The organism is Roseitalea sp., assembly GCF_984466335.1.
Genome location: NZ_CFIFWG010000204.1, coordinates 1 through 4568, shown reverse-complemented (window position 1 = coordinate 4568; position 4568 = coordinate 1). Strand labels below are relative to the sequence as shown.

Below are 4568 nucleotides of genomic sequence, written 5' to 3'. Positions count from 1 at the left end.
TCACCACGACGACGGCGGCCTTGGACTGCCAGTCGAAACCGAACCACATCACCAGGATCGGCGCGATGCCGACGATCGGCAGCGCCGAGACCAGGTTGCCGATCGGCAACACGCCCGCCTTCCAGAAGGGCGAGCGGTCGACCAGAACGGCGACCAGAAAGCCCAGCGAGCAGCCGATCAGATAGCCCGAGACGACGCCCTTGACGTAGGTCTGCCGGAAGTCCGCCCACAGGACCGGCACTGAATCCGTGATGCGCTCCCAGATCATCGAGGGCGGCGGCAGGATGACGCTCGGCACCTCAAGCCCGCGCGTGACGCCCTCCCAAAGCACGAGGATCGCCGCGCCGAACAGGACCGGGATGGCGAGATTGACAAGCGACCGCATCGGCCCCGCTTCCGGCCTGAGCGCGGCAAGCCGCGTGTTGGCGTACCAGGCGGCAAGCCAGAACAGGACGGCGGCGACGAGGATTGCGGGGTTTGTCATTGCACGATACCCCCCTTTGTCCCTTCGGGACATCCCCCCCACAAGGGGGAAGATGTCGGCTTCGCCGACAGAGGGGGGCATTGGGGCATCATCCTCATGCCCCCGCCTCCCTGACGCCCATGCGCCGGTTGACGCGACCGCCGATCCAGCCGACCAGACCGACGAGCAGACCCGCCATGATCGCGGCCACGATCAGCGCCGACCAGATCTGCACCGTCTGGCCGTAATAGGACCCGGCCAGAAGCCGCGCGCCGAGCCCCGCCACGGCCCCGGTCGGCAATTCGCCGACGATGGCGCCGACGAGCGAGGCGGCGATGCCGATCTTCATCGAGGTGAACAGGAACGGCATGGAGGACGGCCAGCGCAGCTTGGCGAAGGCCTGCGCCCGGCTCGCCGAATAGGTGTGCATCAGGTCCATATGCATGGTTTCGGGCGATCTGAGCCCCTTCACCATGCCGACGGCGACCGGGAAGAACGAAAGATAGGTCGAGATCAGCGCCTTGGGCAAAAGCCCGGTCACCCCGACCGAGTTGAAGACGACGATGATCATCGGCGCCAGCGCCAGGATGGGAATGGTCTGCGAGGTGATGATCCAGGGCATCATCGACTTGTCGAGCACGCGCGAATGCACGATGCCGACCGCCAGCGCGATGCCGAGCGCCGTGCCCATCGCAAAGCCGAGCAGCGTCGCCGACAGGGTGATCCAGGCATGGTGGACCAGGCTGCGCTTGGAGGTGACGGGCTTCATCGCCGTCGTCTCCCAGATTTCGGCCGCCACCTGATGCGGGGCGGGCAGCACGGGGCGCCTCTGGGCCATGGTCCTGGGCAGAAGCTCGGTGAAACCCAGCGTCTCCCCCGCCCGCGCGGCCGCGTTGCGCTCGAACGGCGCGTTCAGGATCACCGCGAACGCATACCAGACGGCGACGATCGCCAGAACGACGGTGAGGATTGGGACGAGACGGGAGCGGATCATGCGCCGCGCTCCCAGCGCAGCAACACATCGGGCAACCGCTCCTCATTGTCTCCGTCCGTCCGACGCACTTCAAGGAAGCCTTCTCGCATGTAAAACCGACGCGCGCCCTCATTGGCCTGGAATGTCCACAGTTCCAGCGCGTCGCACTGGCGCTTTGCGCAATCGAGCAGTGCACGGCCAAGGCCCTGTCCGGTTCTGGCGACATAGAGCGCGGTCACCATGCCCTCCCCGACATCGAGCGCCAAAAACCCTGCGACGGGATCGCCAACCACCCATACCTTGCGCTTGGCGAAAATCGTCCGGCGGTAGAAGCCTTCGACGTCCTGGCGGGTGTGCACGCGCGGCATCCATGGCCGCGCGTCGACCCAGTCATTGAGGATCGTGGCGCATGCGAGGGCGTCCTCCGGTTGGCCAGGTCTTGTTCGCTCCATTGCGCGTCCTCACTCATAGGCATGCCCCGCCGCCAGCCCTTCCCTGACCTTATGCGCGATCTTCAGGAACGCCGGCGTCTCGCGGATATCGAGCGGCCGCTCGTCGCCCAGATCGCAGTCGATCACCTCATGGATGCGGCCCGGACGCGGGCTCATCACGACGATGCGCGTCGAAAGGTACACGGCCTCGGGGATGGAGTGCGTGACGAACACGATCGTCTTGTCGGTCGCGCGCCAGAGCTTGAGAAGCTGCACGTTCAGATGGTCGCGCACGATCTCGTCGAGCGCGCCGAACGGCTCGTCCATCAAGAGCATGTCGGGTTGGACGGCCAGCGCCCGCGCGATCGAGGCGCGCTGCTGCATGCCGCCGGACAATTGCCAGGGGAACTTGTTCTCGAATCCCGCCAGATCGACCAGTTCGAGGTTCTCGGTCACGCGGCTGTCGCGCTCGGCCTTGTCGAGCCCCATCACTTCGAGCGGCAGCGCGACATTGTCGGCGATCGTCCGCCACGGGAAAAGCGCCGCCGCCTGGAACACATAGCCATAGGCGCGCTTGAGCCGCGCATCGTGCGGGGTGAGGCCATTGACCGTGATCGACCCGCCGGTCGGATGTTCGAGATCGGCGATGACGCGCAACAGCGTGGTCTTGCCGCAGCCGGACGGGCCGATCAGCGAGACGAACTCACCCTTTTTGATGTCGAGCGCGATGTCCGACAGAGCGTGCACCGGCCCGTCATTGGTCTGGAACACGAGGTCCAGCGCGTCGGCGGCGATGACGAAACTACTCATCACTTCCTGCCTCGGCCTGGTTCAAGTTCGGTTCATGGAAGCCCGTACGCAGCGCGTCGATGTGTTCAAACAATGCCGGCGTCACCTGCCACCTTAGAGGATCTAAAATGATACGAACGCCCTCTCGTCGCGCAAGCTTTGCCGCCGGAACAAAATCTGAATCACCCGTTACAAGTACAATTGTATCGACCTGCTTTTTCAAAGTGAGCGAAACAATATCAATGGCCAACCGCATATCGACAGCTTTCTGCCGAAGACCAGCCTGAAAATCATCGTCGCTGAGATCGTCGATGGTGCGAGCCTTTCGCAAGAGGTCTTTCTGCGCCTCCTCCTTAAGTACCCAGGGCCGTTCCAATCGTACTTCGCCGAGGCGCACCGCAAAATTCGGCCGACGCCTTAGACAATCAAACAGATCCAAGCGGAAAACCGCTTCCGGCGTCTTTGAATAGTCGAGCGCCAATTTGCTGATTGGGCGATGCGCTTTTGCCTGATAAGGCTCCGCATCGTAGTAGAAGCATCGGTACAGCAGCGACAGTGGTGAGCCAACACCTTCTTGTCGCGCGATCTTTTTGAGGTGATTTCGCACCAGTTGACCAATTGCCTTGTCAACTGCATCAGCGTCAGAAGACGCGACATCAGGTCTAACGGTTGGCAACCGTTTGAGCAGAAAGCCACCGTCAATAAGTATCGCCACGCGCCGCATCAAAAGAAAAGCCCCAAGGGATCGGCCCGCCCCATGATTGCGAGGGAGCGGACGTACTGCCGAGGGGCGGATAGATGTAAAATAGCGCCATTGAGGACCAACCGCAACACCTTATGATCAATATGCAATGATTTCAAACGCTTAAATTGGGAAGCCATGCAGGCCACAACCGCAACTCCAAGCTTTCATACCCCGCTCGCGGGAATACCCGTGCGCTCGACTTTTCTGGGAGCCGTCAGTTCCTTCCACGTCGAAAGCGCGGTGTTGACCGGATTGTTGGGCGGGCGCGGCACGAATTCGCCATGGCCTTCCTGGCCGCGCACCTCGCCGTCATGGACGGCCACCCGGCCGCGGCTCAAGGTGAAGCGCGGCAGGCCCTTCACGCGCTTGCCCTCGAACACATTGTAATCGATCGCCGATTGCTGGCTGGCGGCGGAAATCGTCTTTTCCCTGTTCGGGTCCCAGACCACGATATCGGCGTCCGACCCTTCCAGGATCGCGCCCTTCCTCGGATAGAGGTTGAGGATCTTGGCGATGTTCGTCGAGGTGACGGCGACGAACTCGTGAAGCGTCAGCCGGCCGGTCTCGACGCCGTTGGTCCACAGCATCGGCAACCGGTCCTCAAGCCCGCCCGTGCCGTTCGGGATCAGCCGGAAATCGCCCACGCCGTTGCGTTTCTGCGCGGTGGTGAAGGCGCAATGGTCGGTCGCCACCACCGACAGCGAGCCGGACGCCAGCCCGTTCCACAAGCTGTCCTGGTGCTTGATGTTTCGGAAGGGCGGGCTCATCACGCGCCGGGCGGCATGGTCCCAGTCCTTGTCGAAATATTCGCTCTCGTCGAGCGTCAGATGCTGGATCAGCGGCTCGCCCCAGACGCGCACGCCCCTTGTACGAGCACGCCGGATCGCCTCATGGGCGTCCTCGGACGACACATGCACCACATAGAGCGGCACGCCGGCCATGTCGGCGATCATGATGGCGCGGTTGGTGGCCTCGCCCTCCACCTGGGCAGGACGAGAATAGGCATGGGCTTCCGGCCCGTCGTTGCCCTCGGCCAAGAGCTTGGCCTGAAGCTGGGCCACCACATCGCCGTTCTCCGCATGCACCATGGGCACAGCGCCCAGTTCGGCGCAGCGCTGGAAGGAGGAGTACATCTCATCGTCATCCACCATCAGCGCGCCCTTGTAG

The 4568-nt window shown here is 63.1% G+C and carries 6 protein-coding genes; all 6 read right to left on the bottom strand.

Going from position 1 to position 4568, the window contains the following annotated elements; translation table 11 throughout:
- Nucleotides 1–484, bottom strand: a 484-nt coding sequence (locus AC5E6L_RS14265; protein ID WP_491774164.1) for an ABC transporter permease, incomplete at its 3' end; no start/stop codon positions are given.
- Between the two features lie 94 nt (nt 485–578).
- Nucleotides 579–1457 (bottom strand): ABC transporter permease, encoded by an 879-nt coding sequence (locus tag AC5E6L_RS14260; RefSeq protein WP_491774162.1) that lies wholly within the window; start codon nt 1455–1457, stop codon nt 579–581.
- Nucleotides 1454–1804: a GNAT family N-acetyltransferase gene (locus tag AC5E6L_RS14255; RefSeq protein ID WP_491774160.1), complete on the bottom strand. Its 351-nt coding sequence runs from the start codon at nt 1802–1804 to the stop codon at nt 1454–1456. Before AC5E6L_RS14255 ends, AC5E6L_RS14260 begins: the two co-directional genes overlap by 4 nt.
- Before the next feature lie 93 nt (nt 1805–1897).
- On the bottom strand, nt 1898–2677 hold the full coding sequence (locus AC5E6L_RS14250) for an ABC transporter ATP-binding protein (RefSeq protein ID WP_491774158.1): 780 nt from the start codon (nt 2675–2677) through the stop codon (nt 1898–1900).
- On the bottom strand, nt 2670–3371 hold the full coding sequence (locus AC5E6L_RS14245) for an NYN domain-containing protein (protein ID WP_491229289.1): 702 nt from the start codon (nt 3369–3371) through the stop codon (nt 2670–2672). The genes AC5E6L_RS14250 and AC5E6L_RS14245 overlap by 8 nt, the downstream gene beginning before the upstream one ends.
- Nucleotides 3372–3565: 194 nt before the next feature.
- Nucleotides 3566–4568: dihydropyrimidinase (gene hydA / locus AC5E6L_RS14240; protein WP_491774156.1), on the bottom strand; the 1003-nt coding region annotated here is incomplete at its 5' end.